Annotated in this window: 6 protein-coding genes; 5 read left to right on the top strand and 1 reads right to left on the bottom strand. The window is 72.3% G+C overall.

The annotated features are described in order from the left end of the window. Positions 1–7: 7 nt before the first annotated feature. Positions 8–1,609, bottom strand: coding sequence for an FAD-dependent monooxygenase (locus tag ACFPZ3_RS47675; protein ID WP_379521045.1), 1,602 nt, complete (start codon positions 1,607–1,609; stop codon positions 8–10). Positions 1,610–1,731: 122 nt separating this feature from the next. On the opposite strand from ACFPZ3_RS47675, the gene fabG reads away from it, so the two are divergent. From fabG to ACFPZ3_RS47700, 5 genes are all read left to right on the top strand, one after another. Continuing rightward, positions 1,732–2,481, top strand: coding sequence for a 3-oxoacyl-ACP reductase FabG (gene fabG, locus ACFPZ3_RS47680; protein WP_379521046.1), 750 nt, complete (start codon positions 1,732–1,734; stop codon positions 2,479–2,481). A 23-nt stretch (positions 2,482–2,504) separates the two neighbouring features. Beyond that, positions 2,505–2,795: an acyl carrier protein gene (locus ACFPZ3_RS47685; protein ID WP_379521047.1), complete on the top strand. Its 291-nt coding sequence runs from the start codon at positions 2,505–2,507 to the stop codon at positions 2,793–2,795. Then, the gene (gene fabZ / locus ACFPZ3_RS47690) at positions 2,792–3,268 is read left to right on the top strand and encodes a 3-hydroxyacyl-ACP dehydratase FabZ (RefSeq protein ID WP_379521048.1); all 477 of its coding nucleotides are present in this window, start codon (positions 2,792–2,794) and stop codon (positions 3,266–3,268) included. Before ACFPZ3_RS47685 ends, fabZ begins: the two co-directional genes overlap by 4 nt. Before the next feature lie 5 nt (positions 3,269–3,273). Further along, positions 3,274–4,347, top strand: coding sequence for an aminomethyl transferase family protein (locus ACFPZ3_RS47695; protein WP_379521049.1), 1,074 nt, complete (start codon positions 3,274–3,276; stop codon positions 4,345–4,347). A 27-nt stretch (positions 4,348–4,374) separates the two neighbouring features. After that, the coding region (locus ACFPZ3_RS47700; RefSeq protein ID WP_379521050.1) for a beta-ketoacyl synthase N-terminal-like domain-containing protein at positions 4,375–6,168 on the top strand (1,794 nt) is incomplete at its 3' end.

Below are 6,168 nucleotides of genomic sequence, written 5' to 3' on the forward strand. Positions count from 1 at the left end.
CGCCTGGCTAGGCTCGGGCCAGGATCGTCTCGACGGCGCGGGTGAGGGCGGCGGCGGAGGGTTCGCCGGCCGCCCGCCGCCAGCCCACGTGGCCGTCGGGGCGGACCAGCACGGCGCCGGTCGCGGTGAGTCCGTACTCGTGGGCCCAGGTCGGCGAGGCGAGCCGCCCGCCGGTGGAGATCTCCACCGCCTCCAGGGTCAGGCCGCAGTCCTGCGCGCTCTGCTTGGCGGCCTGCGCCCAGCCGCTGCCCTCGGGCGTCAGCAGGGTGAAATGGGGGCCGAACAGGTCGAGCGTGGACACCCCGTCGGCCAGCCACACGTGCGGGGCGCGGTGGCCGGGCCTGGCGGCGGGCACGTAGGTCAGGTACGGGTCCTCGGGCGCGGGGGCGGGCGTGCCGTCGGGCACCACGGCGGGGGAGTCGTAGTGGAAGCCCAGCACCAGCCCCTCGGCCAGCCGCCGCCCCGCCTGCCGCGCGATCGCCTCCTGGAACGACAGCCGCCCCTCCATCATGGTGAAGGTGATGAGCGCGTTGTTCAGGCTCTCCTCCGCGGTCCTGTCGGAGATCGGCCGCCGCTCGGTCTGGTAGGTGTCCAGGAGCGCCGGGCCGGCCGTGCCGCGCAGCACCGCCGCCAGTTTCCAGGCCAGGTTGTGCACGCCCTGGATGCCGAGGTTCATCCCGAAACCGCCCTGCGGGGTGCACACGTGCGCCGCGTCCCCGGCCAGGAAGACCGGGCCCCTGCGGAACTCCTCGGCGACGACGGCCTGTTGCAGCCACGGCATGGTGCCGACGACCTCCACGGGCAGGTCGGGCACGCCCACGGCGTTGCGTACGGTCCGCAGGCAGTAGTCGGGGGTGAAGTCGTCCAGGCTGCCGCCCTCGGCCGGGTCGTAGCCCGTCTGGATCATCCAGCGGCGGCGGTTGTCGACCGCCTCCACCGCGCCGGGCGGGTCGCTGAGCAGGAAGTAGAGAGCGGCCTGCCGGCCGCGCAGCAGGGGGCGGAGATCGGCGTCGAACATGATGCTGACCATGTGGCCGATCGGTGGCGGGCCCTCCACCGCGATGCCGAGCTCCCGCCTGACCCCGCCGCGCGCGCCGTCCGCGGCCACCATGAACCGGGCGCGGACGCGGCGGGCGCTCCCGCCCGACTCGATCAGCGCCTCGACGCCGCCGTCGCCGGTCGTCCGCATCCCCGTCATCGTGGCCGAGAAGCGCACGTCCGCCCCCGGCTGCGCCTCGGCCAGCTCACGCAGGACCACCTCGAACCGGTCCTGCGAGCACAGGTAGGTGAAGGTCGGGCTCTGCGGGGCGTACGCCTCGATGGGGGCCATGGCGTGCAGGAGGTCCCCGGCGGTCAGCGAGCTGCCGACCCCGACGGCGAGGGTCTCCTCGCGGGGCATTCCGGCCCGCTCGACCTCGGCCTGAATTCCCCACGCCCGGGTCAGCTCCATCGTCCTCGTGGAAAGCAGGCGCGCCTTCGGAAAAATGGACGTGCTTTCGTGCCGTTCCACCAGGAGCGAGGAAATTCCGTGCCGGGACAACTCGACCGACATGGCCAATCCGACCGGCCCGCCGCCGACGATCAGCACCTCGACGTCGCTCTCTTCCATGGGCGCAAGAGTCGCGTGACGTCATTTAGCGAGTCAATAGGCGAAAACGCAGATGATAACGCCGTGAAATAGCACTTCGGTAGTTTCCGGGGGGAACGCGAAATCGGACTAGGGAGACGTGGATGTTGTTCACGGCTGACTCCGTCGCTCTCGTCACCGGCGGATCGCGCGGCATCGGCCGCGCGGTGGCGCTCGACCTGGCCCGCGAGGGCGCGCACGTGCTGGTCAACTACGCGCGCTCCGAAGCGGACGCGAAGGAGGTCGTGGCCCTCATCGAGGAGGAGGGTGGCAGCGCGGCGGCGGTCCAGGCCGACGTCACCGACGAGGAGGCGGTCCAGCGGATGTTCGCGGGCGTCCGCGCCGACCATGGCCGGCTCGACGTGCTGGTCACCAGCGCGGGCATCACCCGTGACCGGCACGTCGTGGCGATGAGCCTGGAACAGTTCCTGGAGCCGATGGACGTCAACATGACGGGAACGTTCCTCTGCTGCCGGGCGGCGCTGCGGATCATGCAGCACCAGCGCAGGGGCGCCATCGTGCTGGTGTCCTCGGCCAGCGGCCTCGACGGCGGCTTCCCCGGCCAGACGAACTACGCCGCGTCCAAGGGCGCGATCATCGCCTTCGGCCTGGCGCTGGCCAAGGAGGCCGCGCCGCACGGTGTGCGGGTCAACGTCATGGCGCCCGGGTTCGTCGCGACCGACATGACCCGCAACGTGCCCGCCGCCATCAGGAAGCAGTACGAGACCCGCATCCGGCTGGGCCGGATGGGACGCCCGGAGGAGATCGCCGGCGCGGTGACCTTCCTCGCCTCCGACAAGGCGTCCTACATCACCGGTGAGGTGCTCGTCGCCCACGGCGGCGGCCTGGAGTGAGCTCGATCGAGTTTGGAGGATGCATGACCATTGACGAGTTGCGCGCGCGGGCGGCACAGCGCAAGCACACCTGCGCCCAGATCAAGAAGATGATGGTGTCCCGGCTCGACCTGCCGGTCGAGCCCGACTGGATCACCGACGACCAGCCGCTGTTCGGGCGGGGCCTGGAGCTGGACAGCCTCGACGTGCTCGAACTGTACGTGGCGATCGAGGCCGAGTTCGGCGTCGCGCTCTACGACAGCGAGATGGAGGTGTTCGGCTCGGTCTCGCGGCTGGCCGACGAGATCGACCCCGGGTTGCGGGCCTCCAGGTGACGGTCACCGCCACAGTCACCGGCACTGTCACCGATCTCAGCCACGACCAGGTCAGGGAGCTGATCCCGCACCGCTGGCCGATGTTGCTGCTGGACCGCGTCGAACGGGTGGAACCGGGCGTCAAGGGCGTCGCGATCAAGAACGTGACCGGGACCGAGCTGTGGTTCCAGGGTCACTTCGCCGAGCGGGCGATCCTGCCGGGAGTCGTGGTGATCGAGGCGCTGGCCCAGCTCGCCGGCGTGGTCTTCGTCCTGAAGGGCGCCAGCAGGATCAGCTATCTGGCCGGGGTCAAGTCGATGCGCTTCCGCCGCCCGATCGTACCGGGGGACCAGCTCCTGCTGTCCGCGGAGCGGAACGCAGGAGCGCCGGGATTCGCCGAGTTCCGGGTGGCGGCCCGGGTCGGCGGCCAGGTCGCGGCGGAAGGACTCATCACGATCGCCGATCCGTCGGCCACCACTCCAGGAAAGGTGTGATCACCATGTACGCCCCTCCCGAGGGCACCGTGTTCGGCCAGGTGCTGGACGCCCGCGTGCCGTTGCGCTTCGGCACGCTCGACGAGGACTACCGGGCTCTGCGGGAGCGCGCCGCCGTGTTCGACCTGAGCGCCATGGGGCTCATCGAGATCACCGGCGACGCGGCCGTCGACTTCGCCCAGCGGGTCCTGGCCCGCGACGTGGAATACCTGGTCTCCGAGCGCTGCATGATGAGCCTCGTCCTGGACGAGGCGGGCCAGATCGTCGACCAGGTGGTGGTCATCGGCCGCGAGGACGGGATGATCCTGGAGAGCTCCTGCGGCGCCGGCCCGCGGCTGCTGGCCCACCTGATGGCGCAGGACCACCCCGGCGTGCGGATCACCGACAGGTCGGCCGAGCTGACCGTGATCGGCCTGGAGGGCCCGTACGCCTGGGGCGTCGTCGGCCGCCTCATCGACCCGGAACTGCCCGCGCTGCCCTTCGAGTCGGTCGTGGACACCGAGTGGGAGGGCGTGGAGCTGCTGTTCGCCAGGACCGGCTTCACCGGCGAGTACGGCTACCAGCTCATCGTCCCCGTGGCCGACGCGCCCAGGTTGTGGGCCGCCGCGCTGGAGCACGCCCAGCCCGCCGGGCTCGACGCGCTCGAACTGGCCATGCTGGAGGTCCGCCAGCCGGTGGTCCGCCACGAGGCAAGCGACGGGGCCGGCGTCGTCGAGATCGGCGCCAACTGGCTCCTGGACATCACCAAGGACACCTTCGTCGGCAAGGAGGCCGTGCTGGCCTCGTTCGCCGGGCAGGGGCGGCGCACGATCGGCTTCAAGGGCGGCTTCAAGGGCGGCTCCAGCAGCGGCGCCACGGCTGTCCCCGAGCCCGGGGCCACGGTCACGGCCGCCGGTCAGCCCGTCGGCACGGTGGTCCACGCCGTGCACAGCTTCGGGCTCGGCAGCACGCTCGGGCTGATCAGGATCGACGGGGACCTGGCGGCGGCCGGCCTGGACCTGGCGGTGGACGGCGCCGAGATCGTCACGCTGACCAGCCCGTACGTCACGCCGAAAAGTTGGAGCGTACCGATCATCTGACGAGCGATCGTCGGAGGAGGAGCAGGCATGGCGTTGCGCCCTGTCGTCATCACCGGTCTGGGCGTCATCTGCGCGGCCGGTCGCGACCCCGAGGAGTTCTGGCACCGGCTCGCCACCGGGCAGAGCGGGCTCACCCCGGTCGAGGACGAGACGTTCGCCGTCTTCGAGGCCCGGTACGCGGGCCAGGTGCCCGACGAGTGGATCACCGGGCCGCCGTCCGAGGCCGGGCTGGACCGTACGGCCAGGCTCGCCCTCGTCGCCGCCCGCCAGGCGCTCGAACAGGCCGCGCTCCCGCCGGGCGGGACCGACCCCGGCCGGTTCGGGATCGTCCTGGGCAAGTGCCAGGCCACACCCGACGCCGCCGGCCGCTACCAGCCGATGCACCGCACCGCCGACGTCGTCGCCGCGCGGGTCGGCTCGCGCGGCCCGCGCATCCTGATCTCGACCGCGTGCGCGGCCGGCGGGAACGTCGTCGGCCTGGCCAAGGACAAGATCCAGCGGGGCGAGGCCGACGTGGTGCTCGCGGGCGGGGTGGACCCGCTGTTGTTCGGCACGTACGCCGGGTTCGCCGGCCTGCAAGCCCTCAGCACGGGCCCGTGCCGCCCCTACAGCCACTCCGACGGGCTCAACCTGGGCGAGGGCGCGGCGTTCCTGCTCCTGGAGCCGCTCGACGCGGCGCTGGCCAGAGGCGCGACGCCGCTGGCCGAGGTGGCCGGCTACGGGCTGTCCGCCGACGCCTACCACGCCACCGCCCCCGACCCCACGGGCCGCGGCGGCATCAGGGCCGTCCGCCGGGCGCTGGCCGAGGCCGGGCTGAGCACCGAGCAGGTGGGCTACGTCAGCGGGCACGGCACCGGCACGCCCGCCAACGACGCCATGGAGGCCAAGGTCATGCGGGCGGTCTTCGGCGAGCGGGCCGCCCAGGTGCCGACCAGCAGCATCAAGTCGTTCGTCGGCCACACCCTCGGCGCGGCGGGCGCGGTGGAGGCGGTGGCGAGCGTGCTGGCGCTGCGGCACGGGATGGTGCCGCCCACGCTCGGCTTCGACGACGACGCGCCCGCCAAGGACCTCGACTACGTGCCCAACACGGCCAGGGCGGTGCCGCTGCGGGCGGTGGTGTCCAACAACTACGCCTTCGGCGGCAACAACGTCTCCCTCGTGCTGACCACGCCTTCCGCACCCCGCGAGTACGACCCGTGGCCGGAGCGGGACGTCGTGATCAGCGGCCTGGGCCCGGTCACCGGCCTGGGCGTCGGCGTGGCCGGCCTGACCGAGGCCATCGCCGCCGGGCGGCACGCGATCGGAGTGCCCCCGGCGCTGGACACGCGCACCTTCGCGCCGCGCTCGTTGTGGCGGCACATGAACCACCTGTCCAGGATGGCGATCGCGGCCTCCCGGCTGGCCTGGGAGGACTCCGGGCTGAAACTGCCCAGGGCGGAACTCGACCACGTCGGGCTGATCTTCGCCACCGCCTCCGGCTCGGTGGAGAGCACCGGCGGCTACGACGAGAGCGTCGCGGTCAACCCCACCAAACCGGCCGTCCTGAGCTTCTCCAACGTGGTGCTCAACGCCACCGGCGGCGCGGTCTGCCAGACGCTCGGGCTGCGCGGCCCGACGACCACGATCTGCGGCGGCGGGGCCTCGGCCTCCGTCGCGCTCGACTGCGCGGTGGAGCTGATCCGGGTGGGCAAGGCCGAGGTGGTGCTGGTGCTGGCCGCGGACGAGACCTCGGCGCTGGTGCCGGAGGGGATGGTGGTGTCGCCGTACGACGCCGGCCCGCCCGGCTCAGGCGCCGGCTCCTACGGCGGCGTCTTCCACGGC

This window comes from Nonomuraea insulae, from assembly GCF_042656245.1.

What these genes read in the sequence shown, in the direction of transcription:
- ACFPZ3_RS47675 (WP_379521045.1), bottom strand. Translation starts at nt 1,609, where the DNA reads ATGGAAGAGAGCGACGTCGAGGTGCTGATCGTCGGCGGCGGGCCGGTC.
- fabG (WP_379521046.1), top strand. Translation starts at nt 1,732, where the DNA reads ATGTTGTTCACGGCTGACTCCGTCGCTCTCGTCACCGGCGGATCGCGC.
- ACFPZ3_RS47685 (WP_379521047.1), top strand. Translation starts at nt 2,505, where the DNA reads ATGACCATTGACGAGTTGCGCGCGCGGGCGGCACAGCGCAAGCACACC.
- ACFPZ3_RS47695 (WP_379521049.1), top strand. Translation starts at nt 3,274, where the DNA reads ATGTACGCCCCTCCCGAGGGCACCGTGTTCGGCCAGGTGCTGGACGCC.